At 70.9% G+C, this 21,028-nt stretch carries 19 protein-coding genes; 7 read left to right on the forward strand and 12 right to left on the reverse strand.

The genetic code is table 11. From position 1 onward, the window contains the following. Positions 1-11 precede the first annotated feature (11 nt). Together ASD66_RS07105 and ASD66_RS07110 are read left to right on the forward strand one after the other, a co-directional pair. Complete coding sequence (locus ASD66_RS07105; protein WP_056890414.1) at positions 12-584, forward strand: TetR/AcrR family transcriptional regulator; 573 nt, start codon at positions 12-14, stop codon at positions 582-584. Continuing rightward, positions 581-2,107, forward strand: a complete 1,527-nt coding sequence (locus tag ASD66_RS07110) for a glycerol-3-phosphate dehydrogenase/oxidase (protein ID WP_056684673.1) — start codon at positions 581-583, stop codon at positions 2,105-2,107. Before ASD66_RS07105 ends, ASD66_RS07110 begins: the two co-directional genes overlap by 4 nt. Here ASD66_RS07110 and ASD66_RS07115 read toward each other — a convergent pair. After that, a complete protein-coding gene (locus tag ASD66_RS07115; RefSeq protein ID WP_056684670.1) occupies positions 2,100-2,483 on the reverse strand; it encodes a VOC family protein in 384 nt (127 codons plus the stop codon). The two genes, ASD66_RS07110 and ASD66_RS07115, sit on opposite strands and share 8 nt — an antisense overlap. A gap of 91 nt (positions 2,484-2,574) precedes the next feature. Between ASD66_RS07115 and ASD66_RS07120 the strand changes: the two genes are divergently transcribed. Genes ASD66_RS07120 through ASD66_RS07130 form a run of 3 tightly spaced genes read left to right on the forward strand, consistent with a single transcriptional unit; the run spans position 2,575 to position 5,238 of the window. Beyond that, positions 2,575-3,627 carry a sigma-70 family RNA polymerase sigma factor gene (locus ASD66_RS07120; RefSeq protein ID WP_082599353.1) on the forward strand — a complete coding sequence of 351 codons (1,053 nt, stop codon included), beginning with the start codon at positions 2,575-2,577 and terminating at the stop codon, positions 3,625-3,627. Positions 3,628-3,634: 7 nt separating this feature from the next. Then, entirely contained in the window at positions 3,635-4,243 is a 609-nt protein-coding gene (locus tag ASD66_RS07125) for a TIGR03086 family metal-binding protein (protein ID WP_056890416.1), read from the forward strand. A 53-nt stretch (positions 4,244-4,296) separates the two neighbouring features. Beyond that, complete coding sequence (locus tag ASD66_RS07130) at positions 4,297-5,238, forward strand: LuxR C-terminal-related transcriptional regulator (protein WP_056684662.1); 942 nt, start codon at positions 4,297-4,299, stop codon at positions 5,236-5,238. Here ASD66_RS07130 and ASD66_RS07135 read toward each other — a convergent pair. From ASD66_RS07135 to ASD66_RS07155, 5 genes are all read right to left on the reverse strand, one after another. After that, positions 5,231-6,544, reverse strand: a complete 1,314-nt coding sequence (locus tag ASD66_RS07135) for an MFS transporter (RefSeq protein WP_200949897.1) — start codon at positions 6,542-6,544, stop codon at positions 5,231-5,233. The two genes, ASD66_RS07130 and ASD66_RS07135, sit on opposite strands and share 8 nt — an antisense overlap. Positions 6,545-6,627: 83 nt before the next feature. Continuing rightward, a complete protein-coding gene (locus ASD66_RS07140) occupies positions 6,628-7,614 on the reverse strand; it encodes a zinc-binding dehydrogenase (RefSeq protein WP_056890417.1) in 987 nt (328 codons plus the stop codon). A gap of 65 nt (positions 7,615-7,679) precedes the next feature. Beyond that, positions 7,680-8,705: a DUF2332 domain-containing protein gene (locus ASD66_RS07145; protein WP_056890418.1), complete on the reverse strand. Its 1,026-nt coding sequence runs from the start codon at positions 8,703-8,705 to the stop codon at positions 7,680-7,682. 13 nt (positions 8,706-8,718) lie between these two features. After that, positions 8,719-10,158 (reverse strand): glucose-6-phosphate dehydrogenase, encoded by a 1,440-nt coding sequence (gene zwf, locus ASD66_RS07150; protein WP_056890419.1) that lies wholly within the window; start codon positions 10,156-10,158, stop codon positions 8,719-8,721. A gap of 39 nt (positions 10,159-10,197) precedes the next feature. Further along, a complete protein-coding gene (locus ASD66_RS07155; protein ID WP_082563932.1) occupies positions 10,198-11,577 on the reverse strand; it encodes an NAD-dependent succinate-semialdehyde dehydrogenase in 1,380 nt (459 codons plus the stop codon). Between the two features lie 71 nt (positions 11,578-11,648). Here ASD66_RS07155 and ASD66_RS07160 point away from each other — a divergent pair, with 71 nt between their 5' ends. After that, complete coding sequence (locus tag ASD66_RS07160) at positions 11,649-12,740, forward strand: endonuclease/exonuclease/phosphatase family protein (protein ID WP_056684650.1); 1,092 nt, start codon at positions 11,649-11,651, stop codon at positions 12,738-12,740. Between the two features lie 77 nt (positions 12,741-12,817). On the opposite strand, the gene ASD66_RS07165 is transcribed toward ASD66_RS07160, so the two are convergent. The 4 genes from ASD66_RS07165 to ASD66_RS07175 form a co-directional block, all read right to left on the reverse strand. Continuing rightward, positions 12,818-13,138: an AzlD domain-containing protein gene (locus ASD66_RS07165; protein ID WP_056684647.1), complete on the reverse strand. Its 321-nt coding sequence runs from the start codon at positions 13,136-13,138 to the stop codon at positions 12,818-12,820. After that, positions 13,135-13,824, reverse strand: a complete 690-nt coding sequence (locus tag ASD66_RS07170) for an AzlC family ABC transporter permease (RefSeq protein WP_056890420.1) — start codon at positions 13,822-13,824, stop codon at positions 13,135-13,137. The genes ASD66_RS07165 and ASD66_RS07170 overlap by 4 nt, the downstream gene beginning before the upstream one ends. Before the next feature lie 85 nt (positions 13,825-13,909). After that, complete coding sequence (locus ASD66_RS25505; RefSeq protein ID WP_268788297.1) at positions 13,910-14,044, reverse strand: hypothetical protein; 135 nt, start codon at positions 14,042-14,044, stop codon at positions 13,910-13,912. A gap of 166 nt (positions 14,045-14,210) precedes the next feature. Beyond that, the gene (locus tag ASD66_RS07175; RefSeq protein WP_056684641.1) at positions 14,211-15,221 is read right to left on the reverse strand and encodes an SGNH/GDSL hydrolase family protein; all 1,011 of its coding nucleotides are present in this window, start codon (positions 15,219-15,221) and stop codon (positions 14,211-14,213) included. A 70-nt stretch (positions 15,222-15,291) separates the two neighbouring features. Here ASD66_RS07175 and ASD66_RS07180 point away from each other — a divergent pair, with 70 nt between their 5' ends. After that, entirely contained in the window at positions 15,292-15,831 is a 540-nt protein-coding gene (locus ASD66_RS07180; protein WP_056890421.1) for a 4'-phosphopantetheinyl transferase family protein, read from the forward strand. Here ASD66_RS07180 and ASD66_RS07185 read toward each other — a convergent pair. Both ASD66_RS07185 and ASD66_RS07190 read right to left on the reverse strand, forming a co-directional pair. Beyond that, positions 15,797-17,107, reverse strand: coding sequence for a M1 family metallopeptidase (locus tag ASD66_RS07185; RefSeq protein ID WP_056890422.1), 1,311 nt, complete (start codon positions 17,105-17,107; stop codon positions 15,797-15,799). The genes ASD66_RS07180 and ASD66_RS07185 overlap by 35 nt on opposite strands. Further along, a complete protein-coding gene (locus ASD66_RS07190) occupies positions 17,104-20,970 on the reverse strand; it encodes a Pls/PosA family non-ribosomal peptide synthetase (protein WP_056890423.1) in 3,867 nt (1,288 codons plus the stop codon). Before ASD66_RS07190 ends, ASD66_RS07185 begins: the two co-directional genes overlap by 4 nt. Positions 20,971-21,028 lie beyond the last annotated feature (58 nt).

Below are 21,028 nucleotides of genomic sequence, written 5' to 3' on the forward strand. Positions count from 1 at the left end.
CAGTGTGACATATGACGTCAATCCGTCACAATACCTATCTCGACGCGGCCCGCGGCTGCATCCTCGACCTCGGCTGGAAGCGCACGACGCTGACCGAGGTGGCCCGTCGCGCCGGCGTCTCGCGCATGACGATCTACCGCACCTGGCCCGACATGCAGACCCTCCTCGCCGACCTGATGACCCGCGAATGGGGCGACATCGTGGCCACCGTGCCCGAGGCGCCCGACGACGCACCGACCCCACGACGCATCGCCGACGGCATCGTCGCGGCGATCGGCGCACTGCGTGAGAACCCGCTGATGCGACGCATCCTCGACGTCGACCCCGAGCTCCTGCTCCCCTACCTGCTCGTCCGCCGCGGTCGCTCCCAGCAGCTGATCCTCGAAATGATCGCGCCGCGCATCGCGGCGGGGCAGAAGGCCGGTCACGTCCGGGCGGGCGACCCGCAGCTGCTGGCCCGCACCGTGCTGCTGGCCGCCCACGGTTTCACCCTCTCGGCCCACACCATGGCCGACGACACCATCTCCGAGGGCGACCTGGGCGCCGCCCTCGCCGACCTGATCACCGGAGGCCTGACACCATGACCGACCCCGTCACCGAGCCCAGGATCCGCACCGGTGTGGCAGACCTGCCCGACCAGACCGACGTGCTCGTCATCGGCCTGGGCATCACCGGCACCGGCGTCGCCCTCGACGCCGCCTCGCGCGGCCTCGACGTCGTGGCCGTCGACGCGTTCGACCTGGCCTTCGGCACGTCGCGCTGGTCGTCCAAGCTGGTGCACGGCGGCCTGCGCTACCTCGCCAAGCTGCAGCTGGGCGTGGCCCACGAGAGCGCGGTCGAGCGCGGCATCCTGATGGAGACCACCGCCCCGCACCTCACGCACGCGATGCCGATGCTGCTGCCGCTGATGTCGAGCGTGAGCCGGCCGCAGGCGAGCCTGGCCCGGGCCGGCTTCTTCGCCGGAGACCTGTTGCGACGCAAGGCCCGCACCACGGCCGACACCCTGCCCAGGCCCCGACGCGTCTCGCGCACCGAGGCACTCAGGATGGCGCCCGCCCTGCGCAGCGCCGGACTCCGCGGTGGGCTGCTGTCGTGGGACGGCCAGCTCGAGGACGACGCCCGACTCGTCACGGCCGTCGCCCGAACGGCGGTCGCGCACGGCGCCGACGTCCGCAACCATGCCCGCGTGCTCAGCGCCACCGGCACCAGCGCCGTGATCCGCGACGAGATCACCGGCGCGGAGCACACGATCCGCGCGAAGAAGGTCATCAACGCCACCGGCGTCTGGGCGGCCAGCATCGTCGACGTCACCCTCAAGCCGAGCCGCGGCACCCACCTCGTGCTGCGCGCCGACACCCTGCCGGGCCTGACCACGGCCGTCACCGCGCCGATCCCCCACACCTCCAACCGGTTCGTGCTGGTGCTCCCGCAGCCCGACGGCACGATCTACGTCGGGCTCACCGACGAAGAGGTCGAGGGCGAGATCCCCGACGTCCCCGAACCGTCCGAGGCCGAGATCGGCTTCCTGCTCGACGTGGTGGCCGCCGCGTTCGACCGGCCGCTGCACCGCTCCGACGTGATCGGGGCGTACGCCGGGCTGCGGCCACTGCTCCAGAGCGAGGGCAGCACCTCCGACCTGTCACGCGAGCACGCGGTGCTGACCTCCGACACCGGGGTCATCACGATCGTCGGCGGCAAGCTCACGACCTACCGTCAGATGGCCGAGGACGCCGTCGACGCCACGCACCTGGCCGACGGCCGCTGCCGCACCCGCAACCTGCCTCTGGTCGGCGCCGCCCCGCGCGCCGAGCTCGCGAAGCTCGAGGAGCCGGCCAGACTGGTCCGTCGCTTCGGCACCGAGGCGAGGGCCGTGCTGGAGAACGCCCGCACGGTCAGTGGTCTCTCCGACGAGGAACTGTTGGCTCCGATCGCGCCCACCGTTCCGGCCACGCTGGCGGAGCTGATCTTCGGCGTGACCCATGAGGGTGCCGTCGACGTCGACGACCTGCTCGACCGGCGTACCCGCGTCGGACTGGTTCCGGCCGACCGCGTGCTCGCCGTACCGGCCGCAGAGCGCGCCCTTCAACTGGTGGCCGCGGTCAGGTAGTGGCCATCCACAACGCCTCCCAGATGTGACCGTCGAGGTCGCGGAACGAGCCGCCGTACATCGGCCCCTGGTCGACCCGCTGGTCGGCGTCCGTGGCGCCGGCTGCGGCAGCGGCCTCGCAGAGGCGGTCGACCTCCTCGCGACTCTCCACCCCCAGGCACAGCAGGGTCTCGGTGCCGGTGTGCGGGGTGGTGTCGTGGAACCCGTGGAAGAACTTCTCCTGCAGGAGCATCACGCTGGCCTGGTCGTTGACGACCAGGCAGGCGGCGTCGGGGCTGCTGAAGTCACGGTTGAACTCGAATCCGAGGCTGGTCCAGAAGTCGATCGTCCTGGAGACGTCCTTGACCGGCAGGTTCGGAAAGATCATGCGTCCCATGTGGTGCTCCTTCTCGTGTGTTCGCGTCACCGTTCCGACCCGGCCCGAGCATCGAACTCATCGCTCACGGAACTTCGTCTCGTGATGAGCGATGAGTTTTCCGGTGGCGGGCGGTCGTTACTTCCGGCAGACTGAAACGCACCAGGAGGCGGGCGTGACCACCACACTTGTGAACGAGACGGATTTCCAGGACGTCGCCAACGGCTACCGCCGTGAGCTGATCGCCCACTGCTACCGCATGACCGGGTCGGTGCACGAGGCCGAGGACCTGGTCCAGGAGACCTACCTGCGCGCCTGGAAGGCCTACCACAACTTCGAGGGTCGCTCCTCGGTGCGCACGTGGCTCTACCGCATCGCGACCAACGTGTGCCTGACCAACCTCGAGGGCAAGGCCCGCCGGCCGCTGCCCACCGGTCTCGGCACCGCCGACGCCCAGGCCTCCGACGAGCTGATCGCCGACAACGAGGTGCCGTGGCTCGAGCCGGTGCCCGACGCCGCCGTCGTGGTCACCGACCGGGAGTCGATCCGCCTCGCCTTCGTCGCCGCCCTCCAGCACCTTCCGGCCCGACAGCGTGCGGTGCTGATCCTGCGCGACGTCCTCCGCTGGTCGGCCAAGGAGGTCGCCGAGGCGCTCGACACCACGCCGGCCGCGGTGAACTCCGCACTCCAGCGGGCCCACGCCCAGATGGAGGAGGCGCACCTCTCCTCCGACGACGCCAGCGCGACGGTCGCGCCCGACCAGCAGGCCCTGCTCGACGCCTACGTCGACGCCTTCTGGCGCAAGGACATCACCGCCATCGTCGACATGCTCAAGGCCGACGCGATCTGGGAGATGCCGCCCTTCACCGGTTGGTACGTCGGCAACCAGAACATCGGCGAGCTGATCGCCACGCAGTGCCCCGGCGGGGTCAACGACATGCCGATGCTGCCGACGACCGCCAACGGCCAGCCCGCGTTCGGCCTCTACCTGAAGCAGCCCGACGGCACCTACACGCCGTTCCACCTGCAGGTGCTCCAGATCGAGGGCAACCGCGTGGCGCGGGTGGCCGCGTTCTTCGAGAAGGACGCCTTCGCCCGCTTCGGCCTCCCGTTGGTGCTCACCGAGGACGACCTTCCCGAGCGCTTCGCCCCCACAACCAGCTGAGCCCGCGATGAACACCACCGATCCGGTGGAGCTGCTCGAACGCGCCATCGGCTACGCCCGCGGAGCACTCGGCGCCGCGGCCACCGCGGACCCCGACTCCCCCACGCCCTGCTCCGCGTGGCGGCTCGGCGCACTCCTGGCCCACATGTCCGACTCGCTCGACGCGTTCACCGAGGCGAGCTCCGGGCTGATCAGCATCCGCCCGCCGGCCGGCGACGACCCGACACCTGTCGGCGTGCTCTACGACCAGGCCTGCACGCTGCTCGGCGCCTGGACCTCACCGGCCGCCCGCACCGTCCGGCTCGGCGACCGACGCCTGGCCAGCGGCATCCTGCTGAGCGCCGGCGCCCTCGAGATCGCGGTCCACGCCTGGGACGTGGCCCGGGCCACCCGCTTCGACGCACCACTCCCGGAGGGGCTGGCCACAGACCTCCTGCCGGCGGCGTACGCCCTGGTCGACGCGGCGGATCGCGGCGTACGCTTCGCAGAGGCGCTGCCGGTCCCCGACGCCGCTCCGGCCTCGGTCCGGCTGTTGGCCTTCCTCGGTCGGAGTTGTCCCGAAACTGGGGTCTCGGGTGGTCCGTTGAGATCAGGGCAACGTACCCCTTTTGGGTGATCCCTTGACAGTTGTCTGGTTATTTGAGGTGAGGTCGCCCTAACCTGCTGGACATGGGGGTGCCTGTCGCCTCGGGAGCCTCTCCGCTCGACGCTCACGAGCTCTTACGCAAGGGCGAGGTCAGTCGCGCCCTGGTCCTCTTCGAGAAGATGCACGATCCGCGTCGCCCCGACCCTGCCGTGCTGGCCGGCCTCGTCGAGAGCCGGCTCGCGTTGGGTGAGGCCCACCGGGTGGCCCCCCTGATGCCGCACCTGGCCGACGCCGCGCTGCACGCACCCAGCAAGGACCACCACACCGGCCTGGCGCACTGGGCCCTTGCCGGGCTCGCCGAGCTCGAGGGCGACCACGACCGGGCGGCCGGGCACTTCCGCTCGGCCGGTGAGGCCGGCCCCGACGACCCCGACCTGCTGCCCTGGCGCGCCGGCCTGGCACTCGCGCTGACCCGTCAGGGCCGGTCACCGGAGGCGGTCCGGCTGGCCCACGAGCACCTGACCCGGGCCCGGGCCTCCGGGTCGGCGTACGCGCGTGCGCTCGCGTTGCGCACGCTGGCCGCCGTCGACGGCGCGAGCAGTCGGCGTGACCTGCTCACCCAGGCGCTCGAGGAGCTCGAAGGGATCCAGGCGACCCGCCTGCGTGCCCAGGTGCTGACCGACCTGGCCGGCGTACTCGTCCTGCTGCACGAGGACCGCGGACCGGGGGTGATCAGGCTCCTGCGCGAGGCCGAGCTGATCGCCGTCCGCTCCCGCCTGCGGCCTCTCCTCGATCGGGTACGACGACTGCTGACGCGCCTCGACCAGCCTGCCGGCTCCACGGCACCACCGGGGCTGGAAGGCCTGACTCCGAGCGAGCTGCGCGTCGTCGAGCTGGCCGCCAGCGGCCTCACGAACCGCGAGATCGCGGGCCGGCTCGTGGTCACCGTGAAGGCCGTCGAGTGGCACCTGTCGAACGTCTACCGCAAGCTCGGCATCAGCGGACGCAAGGAGCTGCCTACCTGAGCGGGTGCGCGATCTCGTCGCGCGGCAGGCGCGCCCAGATGATCGCCACGACGGCGACCACCATCGGCACGGCGCCGGCGATGTAGAACGTCTCGCGGACGCCGATCACCTCGGCCACCGGACCGGCCAGCGCCATCGACACCGGCATCAACGAGATCGAGACGAAGAAGTCGAGGGACGAGACCCGGCCCAGCATGTGCGGTGGCACCCGCCGCTGCAGGAGTGTGCCCCAGATGACCATCGGCGCCGAGAACATGCCACCCAGCAGCAGGCCGAGGCCGACCAGCATCCACACGTGGTCGACGATGCCGAACAACGCGATCGGCAGGCAGCCGACGCCCCACATCAGGTTCATCACGGTCAGGTAGCGCCGTGGCATCGGCAGGGAGCCCATCACGAACGAGCCGACCGCACCACCGATGCCGAACGCGGCAAGCACGAGGGCGTGGTCGCCCGCGTCACCGCCGAGCGTGTCCTTGATCAGGAACGGCACCAGCACCTCGAACGGGCCGATGAAGACCAAGATCATCAGGCTCGCGAAGACCAGGGTGGCCAGCAGCCACGGCGTACGCACCATGTAGCCGAAGCCCTCGCCCATGTCGGTGAGGGCCGACCGCACCGGGTGCACGGGCGCGTCGCTGGACCGGTCGCGGTGGACCGGGGTGAGTGGTACGGCGAGCAGCGTGACGATGCCCAGCCCGGCCGCGACGGCGGCGACCATGATCGCCCACCCGGGCGAGGCCGCACCGACCATGAAGCCGGACAACGCCGGGCCGATGGCCTGGCCGATCATCGGCCGCACCGCGCCCTCGAAGCCGTTGACCGCCAGCAGGTCCTCCTCGGGGACGAGCGAGGGCAGCCAGGCGGAGTACGCCGGGTAGTAGAACGCTGTGGCGCAGCCGTAGGCGAAGTTGATGCCGATCAGGACCGGGATGCTCGACAGGTCGGTCAGCGAGAGGAATCCGACGAGCGCGATCGCCGAGAACTGCACGGCCGCGACCCCGAGCAGGATCACCTTCTGCGGGATCCGGTCGGCGACCACGCCGGCGAAGAGCACCGGCACCAGCATGCCGACCGCGTTGGCCCCGGCGACGAAGGACAGGTCGCCCGCCGAACCGCCGAGCCGGATCACCTCCCACACCAGCGCGATCACCCAGACACCCCATGCGAACAGGGTGAACACCAGGGCGATGGCGAGCTTGCGGTAGGCCGGCGTACGGAACGGCACGAGGGCGCGCGGCAACGGCCGCGGCAGCGGCGGGGGTTCCTCCAGCGGCTCCCGGGCCGCGGGGTGGAGGTCAGTCACGAGGTGCTCCGATCAGGCTTGGGCCATTCTTGTCGCGCAGACCGACAAATGCACCTTGTTTCATCGGTGGTTCAGCCCCGGGATCACTGTCGGGGCAGCAGGACAACCTTGCCGAGCGCCCTGCGCTGCTCGAGGTCGGAGTGCGCCCGGGCGGCGTCGGCCAGCGGGTACGTCGACACGAGCGGCTTCCAGTCACCGGCTGCCAGGCGGTTGAGCGCCCGGCCGGCCAGGCCGGGAATCCCGCCGGGCAGCGCGGCCATCCGCGGGCCGAGGCTCCACGAGACGGACAACCCGCGCTGGACCAGGTCGGCCGAGGTGAAGTCGGTGGCCGTGCCGGAGGACCAGCCGAACATCACCATCCGGCCGCCGGGGCGCAGCAGCTCGAGGGCATGCCGGCCGACCTCGCCGCCGACGCCGTCGTAGACGAGGCTGATCGGGCCGGGGCCGTCCGCCACCCGCTTGTGCCAGCCGGACTCGCGGTAGTCCACGACGAGATCGGGTCGGAGTGCGGCGAGCCGGTCCACCTTCTCCTTGCCGCCGGCCAGCGCCACGACGCGGGCGCCGCCGCGCCGGGCGGCCTGGGCTAGCAGCCAGCCGAGCCCGCCGGCCGCGGACGGCACCAGCACCACGTCACCGACCATCGGCGGCTCGATCTCGAGGATGCCCTGCGCGGTCCGGCCGGTGCCGACCATGGCCACCGCATCGGACAGGTCGACCCCGTCACGGACCCGGAAGAGGTTGGGGTTGTCGACCGAGGTGACCGCCTGGTCGGCGTACCCGCCGGGGACCATGCCGAGGTGCGCGACCACCCGGGCGCCCCGCCAGCTCTCGCTGACGCCGGGTCCGACGCGGTCGACGACACCGGCCACCTCGCGACCGGGCACGGTCGGAAGGTCTGGCAGGGGCATCGGCCCGGCCGGGTCGCCCGCACGCAAGGTGGTGTCGAGCAGGTGGACGCCGGCCGCCTCGACGGCGATGCGGATCTGTCCGTCTCCGGGTGTCAGGTCGGGCAGCTCGTCGAGCCGCAGGTTGTCGGCGGGGCCGAAGTCATGAAGTCTGATCGCTCTCATGACTCCATGGTGAAACTTGAAGTTCGCTTGAAGTCAAACGACGTCAAGGATCCACGGTTCGCGCATCAAGAACCCACGGTTCGCGCATCAAGAGTTGCTGGTTCGTGCCAACGGAGGGTGCTGCCGTGGCCGTGGGTGAAGGCGACCGAGCGACCGTCGATGCCGAGCACGAACCCGGGCCTGGTCGGGGCCGGGCCGGTGGAGGTCACCCCGGGCAGCACGTTCGGGCCCTCGTTGCTCACCCAGTGGCACCGACCCTCGGCCACCAGGCCGGCCATCAGCGCGGCAAACCGACGGCGATCGGGCTCCTCGAGGTAGGCGATCACCGCGGAGTGGAAGACGACGGTGACCGCCTTCTCCCCCGATCCTTCGTCCGGTGCCCGGTCGAGCAGCCGCGGCAGCGCGTCGAGCAGGTTGCCGCGGGTCAGGTTCGGCGGGTCCCGCCTGGCCACGTCGATCGCCGCGGCCAGGCGGGCCCGACGCGCGTCCTGCTCGGGCCAGACGAGGTTCGCCAACCACGCCATCTCGTCGGCGTCTGTGACGTCGAGCGGGTTCAGGTCGATGCCTGCGCGCGACAAGACCCGGGGCATCCGTTCCGGGAACGGGACCGGCCCGGAGACCCGGCAGGTCAGCACCGGCCCGTCGCCCACGTGGTGCATCACCGTCGGGTCGTCGTACTGCACCCACTCGTGGCGGTAGGTGTCCGGGTAGAGGCACAGCCCGGCCGAGGCACCGACCTCGATCAGGTGCAGCCGGTCACCGAGCGTGGCGAAGGCCGGCAGCAGGGTGGCCAGCCGCCCCACCTCGTTGGTCTGGGTCGAGCGGGCCAGGATCGTCTCGCGCACCTCGGGCCAGCGCTCCAGCAACGTGGCGCGGAGGCCGGCGTACGGCCCGGGCGCGGGAGTGCCGTGCCAGCGTGCGGCGGCGAAGACCAGGTTCGGCTGCTGCTTGACCGGCGGCAGGGTGCGGATCAGGCGCTGCACCTCCGGGTCACCGGCTACGCCGAGCGACCACTCCACGAAGCAGGGCGAGTCCCCAGCCTCTTCGGCGAAGGACGTGTACGACGCGACGACCTCGGCGTAGGGCTCCATCAGCGGCGAGGGCCTAGTTGGCGCGCCACTTGCGTTCGAACGGCAGCCGCCACGCGAACGGGGCGATCAGCTGGTGGATCTGGTTGGGGCCCCACGAGCCCTGGGGGTAGTTGCGCACCGGCGGCATGTGCTCGAGCAGCGGCTCGGAGATCTCCCACAACCGCTCGACGCCCTCGGCGGTGGTGAACAGGGTGCGGTTGCCCTTCACCGCCTCGAGGATCAGGCGCTCGTAGGCCTCGAGGATCGACCCGGCCCAGCCGGTGTCCTCCATGGCGAACTGCATCGACAGCTTGTTGAGGCCGAACCCCGGGCCCGGGCGCTTGCCGTAGAACGACAACGACATCTTCGCGGTGTCGGCCAGGTCGAAGGTGAGGTGGTCGGGCCCGTGGTCGCCGATGCCGGACCCCTCGGGGAACATCGACTTCGGTGGCTCACGGAACGCGATCGAGATGATCCGCTGACCCTCGGCGAGCTTCTTGCCGGTGCGCAGGTAGAACGGCACGTCGGCCCAGCGCCAGTTGTCGACGAAGCACTTCAGCGCGATGAAGGTCTCGGTGTCGGACTGCGGGTCGACGCCCTCCTCGGCCCGGTAGCCGTCGTACTGCCCACGCACGACGTCGTGGGGGTCGAGCGGCAGCATCGAGCGGAAGACCTTGTGCTTCTCCTCGCTGATCGAGATCGGGTCGAGCGCCGTCGGCGGCTCCATCGCGATGAAGGCGAGCACCTGGAAGAGGTGGGTGACCACCATGTCGCGGTAGGCGCCGGTGCCCTCGTAGAAGGCCGCCCGACCTTCGACGCCGAGCGTCTCGGGGATGTCGATCTGGATGTGGTCGATGTGGTTGCGGTGCCAGATCGGCTCGAAGAGGCCGTTGGCGAAGCGCAGCGCGAGGATGTTGAGCGCCGGCTCCTTGCCGAGGAAGTGGTCGATGCGGAAGATCTGCTCTTCCCTGAAGACCTTGTGGATCGAGTCGTTCAGCGACTTGGCCGAGGCCAGGTCGGTGCCGAACGGCTTCTCCATCACGATGCGGCTGTTCTTGACCAGGCCGGCCTTGTCGAGGGTGTCCACGACGCTGAGCGCGGCCTTCGGCGGCACGGAGAGATAGTGCAGCCGGGCCTGCGGCTTCTCGCAGTCGGCCTCGGCCTCCTCGATGCCGGCCTTCAGGTTGTCGACACCATCGTTGGCCCAGAAGAGCCGCTTGGCGAACTCCTCGAACTCGTCCTTGTCCTGCTCGTCGTCGCTGAACTCGCCGATCGCCTCACGGGCGAAGTCGACGAACGACTCACGGGTGTGCTCGTCGAGCGAGGTGCCGACCACCTGCATCTCGGGCAGCAGCCCCGAGCGCCACAGGTGCAGCATGCCCGGCAGCAGCTTGCGCCGGGAGAGATCACCGGTGGCGCCGAAGAGGACGATCGTGGTGGGCGGCCCTGGCGTGCCCTGCGGGTTGTCAGCCATGGTCCCAGCCTGCCACGTCGGCCGAGCCGCTCGCGAGAGTCACCCGCGCGCGATGCCGACGTACGTCGTGTCGAGGTACTCCTCGATGCCCTCGAAGCCACCCTCGCGGCCGAACCCGCTGGCCTTCACCCCGCCGAACGGAGCCGCCGGGTTGGAGACCAGGCCGGTGTTGACCCCGACCATGCCGAAGGCGAGCGACTCCACGACGCGCAGCGTGCGGTCGAGGTCGCGGGTGTAGACGTAGGACGCCAGGCCGTACTCCGTGTCGTTGGCCAGCCGGATCGCCTCGTCCTCGTCGGTGAACGTGGTCACCGGCGCGACCGGCCCGAAGACCTCCTCGCGGTTGATCCGCGCACCGGCCGGCACGTCGGCGAGCACGGTCGGCGGGTAGAAGTTGCCGTCGGGCTCACCACCACCGGTGGCGACCCGGGCGCCCTGCGCCACTGCGTCGTCGACCAGCTCGCGGACGCCGGCCACGGCGTCGGCGTCGATCAGCGGACCGACCTCGACCCCGTCGTCCTGGCCGCGGCCGACCTTCAACGCGCCCATGCGCTCGGCCAGCTTCCTCGTGAACTCCTCGGCCACACCCGACTGCACCAGGAACCGGTTGGCCGAGGTGCAGGCCTCGCCCATGTTGCGCATCTTGGCGACCATCGCGCCCTCGATCGCCGCGTCGACGTCGGCGTCGTCGAAGACCAGGAACGGTGCGTTGCCGCCGAGCTCCATCGACACCCGCTGGAGGTTGGCGGCCGACTGCTCGACCAGGCCCTTGCCGACCGCGGTGGAGCCGGTGAACGAGACCTTGCGGAGTCGGTCGTCGGCCATCAGCGCCGCCGTGACCTCCCTCGACGACCTGGTGGTGACCACCTGGAGGACCCCGTCGGGGAGGCCGGCCTCGGCGAAGACCTCGGCCAGCTTGATCATCGTCAGCGGGGTGGCCGAGGCCGGCTTGACGATCATCGTGCAGCCGGCCGCGATCGCCGGTCCGATCTTGCGGGTTCCCATCGCCAGCGGGAAGTTCCACGGGGTGACGAACAGGCACGGGCCGACCGGCTTCTTGAGGGTGAGCAGCCGCGAGCCGCCGGCCGGTGCGTTCAGCCAGCTGCCGCGGATGCGGACCGCCTCTTCACTGAACCAGCGCAGGAACTCGGCACCGTAGGCCACCTCGCCCTTGCCCTCGGCCAGGGGCTTGCCCATCTCGAGGCTGATGGTGCGGCCGAACTCGTCGGCGCGCTCGGTGATCAGCTCGAACGCCCGGCGCAGGATCTCCCCGCGGTCTCGCGGCGGGGTCGCCGCCCACTCGGCCTGCACGGCGACCGCCCGGTCGAGTGCGCCGATCGCGTCGGCGACGGTGGCGTCGGGCACCCGGTCGATCACCGATCCGTCGACGGGGTCCAGGACATCGAAGACATCGCTCATGTTTTCACCCTAGTGCGGGGGTGGATCTCGGCAGGTTCGGCACTGAGGCTTCCCACAGGTAACCTTCTCCGGTGCGCAAACCACCCGAGCTCCTCGTGATGTTGGCTCCGGCTGCGCTCGTGACCGCCCTCGTGGTGATCTTCGGGTTCGTGCTGGGCGGCGAGTCCGACGACAGCAACAAGACGAGTGCCGAGCCCAGCACCACGGTTTCCGCCCCGCCCTCGCAGCAGCCTTCGGGATCGCCGACGGCGTCCTCGACGGTTCCGGGGCGTCCCGAGGGCTCGACGGTGCAGAAGAAGCTGGTCGGCCCGACGGTGACGATCAAACGCAAGCCCAAGCCGAAGTACGACGTGGCGCCGCAGTTCAGCTTCACGATCGCGTCCTTCAACCTGCTCGGCCACAGCCACACCGCGCCGGGCGGTGACCGCAAGGGCATGGCCCCCAGCGGCGTGCGCACCGGGCTCGCGGTCGGCGCCCTGCGCAACAGCAGTGTCGACCTGGTCGGCTTCCAGGAGTTCCAGGCCCCGCAGATGGGCGCGTTCCTGGCCCAGACCGGCGGGTCGTACGGCGTGTACCCGCCGGCCAGCGCCGGCGTACAGCTGCATGCCAACGCCGTCGCGTGGCGCACCGACACGTTCAACCTGGTGCAGAGCGAGACGTTCGGCATCCCCTACTTCTTCGGCCAGATCCGGCAGATGCCGGTGGTCCAGCTCGAGCACATCGCCACCGGCCAGAAGCTGTGGCTGATGAACGTGCACAACCCGGCCAACGCCCACGGCAACGCCGCCAAGTGGCGTGGCGCCGCGACCCAGGTCGAGATCGACCTGGCCAACCAGCTCGCCGCCGACCACCCCGACGAGCCCGTCTTCCTCACCGGCGACATGAACGACTGGGAAGGCTACTTCTGCCGGATCACCACCTCGACGGGACTCAAGGCGGCCAACGGTGGGAGCACCGGCAGCTCGTGCGCCCCGCCGCCGCGACCGCTCGCCGTCGACTGGGTGTTCGGCTCCGACAAGGTGGAGTTCAGCGACTACCGCGCACTGCGCACCCCTGACATCCAGCGCGCCAGCGACCACCCGCTGGTGGCCGCCGAGGTGACGGTGCCGGAGCTCAGGACGAGGATCATCTACAAGGACGGCAAGCGGGTCGACGACGACTGACCCGTCGCCAGTTCCGATCGACCTGTCGCCAGTTCTGATCGACCCGTCGCCAGTTCCGATCGACCCGTCGCCAGTTCTCAGACGCCGAGCGCGCGCAGGCCCGCGGCGGTCCCGGCCGCGGCCAGCACGATGACCACGAACGGCGCCCGGCGCCAGGCCAGGACCACGGCGACCGCGACCCCGGACACCCGGGCCCAGCCGGCCGGCGACGACCCGTCGAAGATCGCGGCCGTCGCGGCGAGGGCGACCAGCAGGACGGTCGCGGACATCGACATCAGCGACTGCACGGACGGGCTCACCCGGATGCGGGCGTGCAGCAGGGGGCCGACGGCCCGGAACGCGAACGTGCCGAGGCCGAGCAGGACGGCGGAGGCGATCAGCACAGGGGCCGAGATCACGCCACCTCACCGACTCCGCGCATGAGGGGCAGCAGGGCCAACGCGGCAAGCGCGAGCAGCACCGCGGTCCCGGCCGGCAGGAGCGGGGTGACCGCCACCGCCACGACCGCACCGACCAACGCGACGGTGCGGGTCCGACGGTCACGCAGGGCGGGCATCACCAACGCCACGAGCACGGCGGGGAACGCCGCGTCGAGCCCGAAGGTGTCCGTGTCGGTGATCGCGTTGCCGAGCAGCCCACCCAGCAGCGAGCCGATGTTCCAGAACACCCACAGGCAGGCACCGCAGGTGAAGAACACCAGGCGGCGCCGCACCGGATCCTTCTCGGACAGTGCGAAGGCGACGACCTCGTCGATCATCAGGTAGGATCCCAGCACGGGCCGATTCTTGACCGTGTCGGCAAGGGCGAAGCCGAAGGGGAGGTGGCGGGCGTTCACCAGCAGGCCCGCCAGCACGGCCGCGACCGGGCTGCCACCGGCCCCGATGATGCCGGTGAACAGGAACTGGCTCGCCCCGCCGAGCACGACGATCGACATCAGGTTGGGAGCCCACAGGGGCAGTCCGTCGCCGACGGTGATCGCGCCGTACGAGACACCGACGATGCCGACGGCGAGGTTCACCAGCAGGATGTCGCGGAGCGTGCCGGGGCCGAGTCTCTCCGAGAGGTCTCGCCAGGCAGCACGCATGGGCAATCCTTACCCGAACACGGAACCGGCCCGCCACTCGGTGGCGGGCCGGTTCGAGAGATTGCTGCGTCTGTCTGAATCCAGCTCAGGCCGCGTGCACGGTGGCGGCGGACGTGTGCGTGGTGACGCTCCAGCGTGCCTCCAGGTGCGTGCGACCATCCGCGTCCTTGACCTCGATCCACGTCATCGTGGGGCGGTCGTTCTGGTCGTGGCTGCGCATGGGACACCTCCTGTTCACTTTCTGTTCACCTTGAGTATCGCACGCCCGTCCCCATTTCGCACGTTCTTCCACCGAAGAAGTCCGCAGTTCTCCTCCACTGCGGGGTGGCCCAGCGTGCGCAGAGGCAGATTTCGCCCCACAACGGCCCATTTTCGGAGGTTCCGGGTCAGCGCCGAGCCTGCCTGGCCACCCACCGGTCGATGTCGATGCCGGCCTTGCGGGCGGCCGCCCGGGCGCGCGGGCTGTCGAGGTCGGGCACACCGAAGGTCTCCGGCGTGATCGACGCGTCGGCCGCGGCGTACTGGCGCTGCTGCGCCGCCAGGTCGTCGGCGCTCGCCGCGGCGGTCCGGCGTACGTCGGCAGTCACCGTCAACGAGGCACCGGTGAGCAGCGGGCTCACCGTCGGCGTGTAGCCGCTCGCATGGCCCGGCTTGTTCGGGTGGTAGGACTCCGAGATCGGGTTCGACAGCCCGTTGAGGTATTCGGGGTCGTCGCAGACGGCGTGGCCCACGAACCGGCTCGTGGGGTTGGCGAAGCTGAAGCCCTTGGCGCCGGCCTGCGTGGCGGTACGGCTGTTGAGCAGGTCGGCCGTGGCGTTGAGCCGGCTCTCCTCCGCCGGCGAGAACCAGGTGAGCGCGTTGCAGTCCTCACCGTTGAAGATGCGCGGGTAGCCGACCACGACCACCTTGGCGGTGGGTGACTTCGCCCGGATCGCGGCATAGAGCGTGGAGAGCTTCGCAGGCAGGGTGTTGTTGATGTAGGCCTGTGCCCCGTCGATGGCACCGTCGCAGTCGCTCATCCAGCCGGGCTGTGCGCACTCGGTGAGCACGTCGGCGAAGCCGGCGTCATTGCCGCCCACCGAGATCGACACGTACTTCGTGGTCGAGGTGAGCGCGCTCAGCTGGTTGTTGGTGACGTCGGGGATCCGCGCCCCCGAGCAGGCCCGGAAGTTGAGCGAGTAGCCGCGGGCCGCCGCGATCAGTGAGGGATAGGCGTACGTCGAGCGCTGGCACGAGGTGCCGTCGTCGATGTAGCTGCGAGTGCCGGTACCCGAGGCGTACGAGTCACCGAGGGCGACGTACGACGGACCGGCGGCGTGGGCCGCGGGAGCGGCCACCAGCGTGGCGGTGAGGACCGAGGCTGCCGCAGCAACCGCGCCCGAGATCTTCCACTTCATGCACACGACTCCTTTGTCGATCCCCACATGTGGCCCACGTCACACTAAAGGCACGCATAGGGTTCACGCCATGAGTTCTTCCGGCGGACTCCCGGGCGACGGGGTCGCCGACATCGCCTGGCACCCCCGCACCCGGGACGCCGACGAGGCGCTCGCCCGGCACGTCGCCGCCCTTCTCGGAGTCGACGCGGGCAGCGTCCGCGCCGGTCGACTGTGCCCGCGCTGCGGCTCGGACGCGCACGGGCGGCCGTGGGCCACCGGCGCCCACGTCAGCCTGTCGCGCGCCGGTGACCACCTGGTCACAGCGGTGGCGACGAGTCCCGTCGGCGTCGACATCGAGGTGGTCGCCGATGTCGAGGCGCGCTGGGACCCGGGCCTCGTGCTGCATCCGGACGACCCGCCCGGCGTCGAGGCCACATGGGCCTGGGCCGCGAAGGAGGCCATCCTCAAGGCGCGCGGCACCGGACTCGACGTGGCGATGACGTCGGTGCGCCTGGCCGATCACGACGTGCGCGAGCTGGACGCGCCCGTCGGCTCGGTGGCCGCGGTCGTCGTGCTGCCGGTCCGACCCGGGGTCAGAGCTTCGGCAGCTCCGGCAGCTCGACGCTGAACAACCAGGCGTCGAAGAGCTCCGTGAGGTCGCGGTCGGCGACCCCCGCCGCGTGCGCGATGAACTGCTCGGTGGTCACGTTGCCGCCGGTGTGTTCGGCGACCCAGCCGCGCAGGATCGCGAAGAACGTCTCGTCGCCCACCTCGGCCCGCAACGCGTGCAAGGTCAGCGCCCCACGCTTGTAGACGCGGTCATCGAACATCAGCTCCGCGCCCGGGTCGCCCAGCAGCAGGTCGGGGCCGTCGTCGTCGGCGACCCGCGCATGGTGGATCGCGGCGCGCTCGTCGGCACTCTTCGACCCGGACTCCTCCGACCACAGCCACTCCGCGTAGCAGGCGAAGCCCTCGTGCAGCCAGATGTCCTTCCACTTGGTCAGCGTCACCGCGTTGCCGAACCACTGGTGCGAGAGCTCGTGCGCGACCAGCCGGACGGCGTCCCAGTCGTCGCTGACGAAGTTGCGTCCGAACGTCGAGAGCCCTTGTGACTCCAGGGGAATCTCGAGGTCGTCGTCGGTGATCACCGCCGTGTAGGAGGCGAACGGGTAGTCGCCGAACAGCTTCACGAAGAACGCCAGCATCTCGGGCTGGCGGCCGAAACCGGCAGCGAACGCGTCCTCGTCGCGGTCGGCCGGGCCGATCACCCGCAGGGGTACGTCGGCCTCGAGCTCGACCACCTCGTAGCGGCCGATCTGCACGGTCGCGAGGTACGTCGGCATCGGCGACTGCTGCTCGTAGAGCCAGGTGGTCGCGCTGCCACTGCGACGGGACGAGACCAGCTCGCCGGAGACGGCCACGTAGTAGTCGGAGGGCGCCGAGACCGCGATCGAGTAGGTCGCCTTGTTGTCGGGGCGGTCGTTGCAGGGGAACCACGACGGCGCACCGTGCGGCTGCGCGGCGACGATCACGCCGTCGTCCAGCTCCTCCCACCCCGACGTGCCGAGCACCCTCGAGGGCACCGGCCTCGGGCTGCCGGCGTACTTCACGCGCAGGTCGAAGACCTCGCCGGCCGGGATCGTCGTGCCCAGCTTGACGTGGATGCGCTGGTTGCGGTGGGTGAAGGAGGCCGACCTGCCGTTGAGGAGGACCTTCGCCGGACGCAGCGCGTGCAGGTCGAGCTCGAGGAACTCGAGGTTCGCCCGCGCCCGGCAGCGGAGGGTGGCGTCGCCGTCGATCCGGTTGCCGATCAGCTTGTAGCCCAGCGCCAGCCCGTAGTGCTCCACGTCGTACGACGCGTCACCGTGCCCGGGAACATAACTGTCGGTGCCGCCTCGCCTCACGCGTCCTCTTCCTCCCAGGGCCCGATCGGGTTCCCGATCCAGCGCGTCCGCGAGGGTACGCCCTCGCCGCGCATCACCAACGACACGGGGCCGACGGTCGCGTGGCGACCGATCGACGCGGCCGGCAGGATCACGCTGTTCGGGCCGAGGGTGGCCCCGGCCCTGAGTACCACGGTGTCCATGCTGAGCACCCGGTCGTGGAAGAGGTGGGTCTGCACGACGCACCCGCGGTTGACCGTCGCGCCTGCGTCGAGGCGGACCAGGTCGGTCTCGGGCAGCCAGTAGGACTCGCACCAGGCGCCGGGTCCGATCTCGGCACCCAGGCTGCGCAACCACACGTTCAACGCAACGGTTCCGGAGGTGACCCGGGCGAACCACGGTGCGGCCAGCACCTCGGTGAAGGTGTCGGCCAGCTCGTTGCGCCACACGAACGAGGTCCACAGCGCGTGCTCGCCCCGGCGGTGCCGTCCGACGATCAGCCACTTGGCGGCCACGGTCACGGCTGCCGCGACCAGGCTGCCGGCGACCATCACGAAGCCGCCGAGCACCAGTGCCAGCAGGTAGCCGCCCTGGTCGAGCGCCCAGAACAACGTTGCGCCGATGCCCAGGTGCAGCAGGACGCCGAGGAACATCGGCACCACGCGGCCGGTCTCGACGAGCCCGCGCAGCACGTGCAGGCGGGTCGGCGGGTCGTAGGTGCGGCTGCTGTCCCGCTCCCCGGTCGTACGCCGCAGCTTCCGCGGCGGGCTGCCCATCCACGACGAGCCGGCCTTGGCCACACCACGCCCCGGTGCCGCCGAGAGCACGGCGACCAGCGACTGCTTGGGCACCTTGCGGCCGGGCGCGAGCATGCCGGAGTTGCCGACGAACGCGCGCTTGCCGACCTTGACCCGCTCGACGCGGATCCAGCCGCCGCCCAGCTCGTAGGAGCCGATCAGGGTGTCGTCGGCCAGGAAGGCGTGGTCGTTGACGTGCACGAGGCTGGGGATCAGCAGCACGGTCGAGGCCTCGACGCCGTGGCCGATGCGGGCGCCGAGCAGGCGCAACCAGATCGGGGTGATCGCACTGGAGTAGACCGGGAACAGCCAGTCGCGGGCCTCGTCGAGCAGGCGTACCGTGCCCCAGATCGAGACGCCGGCCAGAGAACGCACCGGGTGGTGGCCGGGTTCGACGGCCAACGCGAACAGGCGGGTCAGGCCCACGACGAGAAGCATGAGGACGGCGTACGCCGTGAAGGCCGCGAGTGGCAGCCAGGGCAGCGCGGCCAGCAGGGCCTCGCCGAGGCTGTCGGTTCCGTCGAGCGCGGGCAGCAGCACCGACGCACCGACGCCGATCGAGACGGCCGGCAGTACCGCGACCAGCCAGGCGACCGCGCCGTAGACCCCGATCCAGCGCGAGGACCGGGGCGGTGCGGTGTTCGACCACGGGCCGCGGGCGCGGGCTTGCCGCTCGGCCGGGGAGCCCGACCAGAACTCTCCGTCAGGAACCTCGCCGACGACATGGGACCCGGGGGCGACCTCGGCGTCCTTGCCGACCCGGGAACCGGGCGCGAGCGTGCTGCGGGCGCCGATGCGGGCCCGGGCGCCGATCGCGACGGCACCGACGTGCACCACGTCGCCGTCGATCCAGTGGCCGGCCAGGTCGACCTCGAGCTCGATCGCGGCGTCGTTGCCGACCTCGAGCAGCCCGGTGACCGGTGGCAGCGTGTGCAGGTCGACGCCCTTGCCGAGCCGGGCGCCCAGGAGCCGCGCGTAGTAGGGGAACCAGGGTGCGCCGGAGAGTCCGGCGGCACCGAGCTCCTCCTGGATCTTCTCGGCCAACCAGAGCCGCAGGTGCATCTTGCCGCCGCGCGGATAGGTGCCGGGCTCGAGGTCGCGCAGGAGGAAGCGGGCGAGCAGGGCGGCCACGGTCATCCGGCCCGGCGGCACGAGGAAGAACCAGGTGGTCAGCACCAGCAGCCACAGCGGGAACGAGACCAGCCACTCGAGGTCGGTGATCGCCGCGCCGAGCGTGGAGCCGAGCATCAGCCAGGCCAGCCACTTCTGTGCGGCCAGGGCGCGGAGCGGCAGCAGCGCGAGGAGCTGGCCGACCTGCGTCTTGCGCCGGATCGGCTGCACCTTGCGGTCCGAGAGGACGGTGGAGCCGCCCATCTCGTCGAGCGTCGCGGCCAGCGTGCCGACCGAGGGGTTGGCGTAGACGTCGCCGACCGCCACCTCCGGGTGCTTCTCGCGCAGTCGGCTGACGACCTGGGCCGCGGTCAGCGAGCCGCCGCCGAAGTCGAAGAAGTCGTCCTTCTGCGAGGTCACGTCGGCGCCCAGCACCTCGGCCCAGATCTCGGCGATCCACGCGCTGGTGCCGCTCAGCGCCACGGTCGAGGCGGGCACCTTCGGCAGCGGCCACGGCAAGGCGTCGCGGTCGACCTTGCCCGACGTCCTCGTGGGGAGCTCCTCGACGACCGCCAGCCGCGGCACCAGCGCGGCCGGCATCCGGTGGCGCAGGAGCTCCTTGGCCCGGTCGGCGTCATAGCCCTCGTCGACGGTGAGGTAGCCGACGAGCAGCTTGTTGCCCGACTTCGTGGAGCGTACGGCGGCCGCGGCCGAGAGCACGCCGGGGACGCGGAGCATCTGGTCGTCGATCTCACCGAGCTCGATGCGTCGACCGCCCAGCTTGATCTGGTCGTCGGCGCGACCGGCGAAGACCAGGCCGGCCGGGTCATTGCGCACGACGTCGCCCGAGCGGTAGGCGCGCTCCCAGCCGAGCGTCGGCATCGGTGCGTACTTCTCGGCGTCCTTCTCCGGGTCGAGGTAGCGGGCCAGCCCGACGCCGCCGATGATCAGCTCGCCGGACTCGCCCTCGCCGACCGGGTGACCCTCCGCATCGACCACGGCGAGGTCCCAGCCGTCGAGGGGAAGGCCGATGCGCACCGGGTCGGAGCCGTCGAGCAGGGCACCACAGGCGACCACGGTGGCCTCGGTCGGGCCGTAGGTGTTCCACACCTCGCGGCCCTCACGCTGGAGCCTCGCGGCCAGCTCGGGCGGGCAGGCCTCGCCACCCATGATCAGCAGGCGGACCTTGTCGAGGGCCGCTGCGGGCCACAGCGCCACCAGCGTCGGCACCGTCGAGACGATGGTGATGTCGTTGGCGACCAGCCAGGGCCCGACGTCGACACCGGAGCGCACCAGGGAGCGTGGTGCGGGGACCAGGCAGCCGCCGTACGCCCAGGCCAGCCACATCTCCTCGCAGCTGGCGTCGAAGGCGACCGAGAGGCCGGCCATCACCCGGTCGTCGGGCCCGATCGGGTCGTCGACGAGGAACATGTTCGACTCGGCGTCGACGAAGGCCGCGGCGTTGCGGTGGGTGACCGCCACGCCCTTGGGCCTGCCGGTGGAGCCGGAGGTGAAGATCACCCACGCGTCGTCGTCGTGGCCCGGCGCGTCGCGTTCGCGCGGGTCCCGGTCGACGGTCGCGGCGATCACCAGGTCGTTGCCGATCACCGCGGCAGCCGCCGACTCCTCGAAGACCACGCGGGCCCTCTCGTCGGGGTCGTCGGCGTCGACCGGCACGTAGGCCGCGCCGGCGACCAGGATGCCGATGATCGCCACGTAGAGGTCGGTGGTCCCGGACTTGATGCGTACGCCGACCTTGTCGCCACGCCCCACGCCCAGCGCGGCCAGCCGGTCGGCCAGGTCGTCGGCGGCCTCGGCGAGCTCGGCGTACGTCAGGGTCTCGATGCCGCTGTCGACGGCGAGTGCGTCGGGGCACTCCTCGACCGTGCTGCGGAAGATGTCGACCAAGGTGCGCGGTCGTGGCGCCCGGTCGCCGGCCAGGAGGGCAGGCAGGAGCGTCGTTGGAGCGGGGTTCACGCGCGGAGTGTGTGGCACCAAGGTGAACGGAAGGTGTCTCTGCCCTCAGCGCCTCACG

This window comes from Nocardioides sp. Root151 (assembly GCF_001427925.1).
Classification (GTDB): Bacteria; Actinomycetota; Actinomycetes; order Propionibacteriales; family Nocardioidaceae; genus Nocardioides.

What these genes read in the sequence shown, in the direction of transcription:
- ASD66_RS07105 (WP_056890414.1), top strand. Translation starts at nt 12, where the DNA reads ATGACGTCAATCCGTCACAATACCTATCTCGACGCGGCCCGCGGCTGC.
- ASD66_RS07110 (WP_056684673.1), top strand. Translation starts at nt 581, where the DNA reads ATGACCGACCCCGTCACCGAGCCCAGGATCCGCACCGGTGTGGCAGAC.
- ASD66_RS07115 (WP_056684670.1), bottom strand. Translation starts at nt 2,483, where the DNA reads ATGGGACGCATGATCTTTCCGAACCTGCCGGTCAAGGACGTCTCCAGG.
- ASD66_RS07120 (WP_082599353.1), top strand. Translation starts at nt 2,575, where the DNA reads ATGAGTTTTCCGGTGGCGGGCGGTCGTTACTTCCGGCAGACTGAAACG.
- ASD66_RS07125 (WP_056890416.1), top strand. Translation starts at nt 3,635, where the DNA reads ATGAACACCACCGATCCGGTGGAGCTGCTCGAACGCGCCATCGGCTAC.
- ASD66_RS07130 (WP_056684662.1), top strand. Translation starts at nt 4,297, where the DNA reads ATGGGGGTGCCTGTCGCCTCGGGAGCCTCTCCGCTCGACGCTCACGAG.
- ASD66_RS07140 (WP_056890417.1), bottom strand. Translation starts at nt 7,614, where the DNA reads ATGAGAGCGATCAGACTTCATGACTTCGGCCCCGCCGACAACCTGCGG.
- ASD66_RS07145 (WP_056890418.1), bottom strand. Translation starts at nt 8,705, where the DNA reads ATGGAGCCCTACGCCGAGGTCGTCGCGTCGTACACGTCCTTCGCCGAA.
- zwf (WP_056890419.1), bottom strand. Translation starts at nt 10,158, where the DNA reads ATGGCTGACAACCCGCAGGGCACGCCAGGGCCGCCCACCACGATCGTC.
- ASD66_RS07155 (WP_082563932.1), bottom strand. Translation starts at nt 11,577, where the DNA reads ATGAGCGATGTCTTCGATGTCCTGGACCCCGTCGACGGATCGGTGATC.
- ASD66_RS07170 (WP_056890420.1), bottom strand. Translation starts at nt 13,824, where the DNA reads ATGCGTGCTGCCTGGCGAGACCTCTCGGAGAGACTCGGCCCCGGCACG.
- ASD66_RS25505 (WP_268788297.1), bottom strand. Translation starts at nt 14,044, where the DNA reads ATGCGCAGCCACGACCAGAACGACCGCCCCACGATGACGTGGATCGAG.
- ASD66_RS07175 (WP_056684641.1), bottom strand. Translation starts at nt 15,221, where the DNA reads ATGAAGTGGAAGATCTCGGGCGCGGTTGCTGCGGCAGCCTCGGTCCTC.
- ASD66_RS07180 (WP_056890421.1), top strand. Translation starts at nt 15,292, where the DNA reads ATGAGTTCTTCCGGCGGACTCCCGGGCGACGGGGTCGCCGACATCGCC.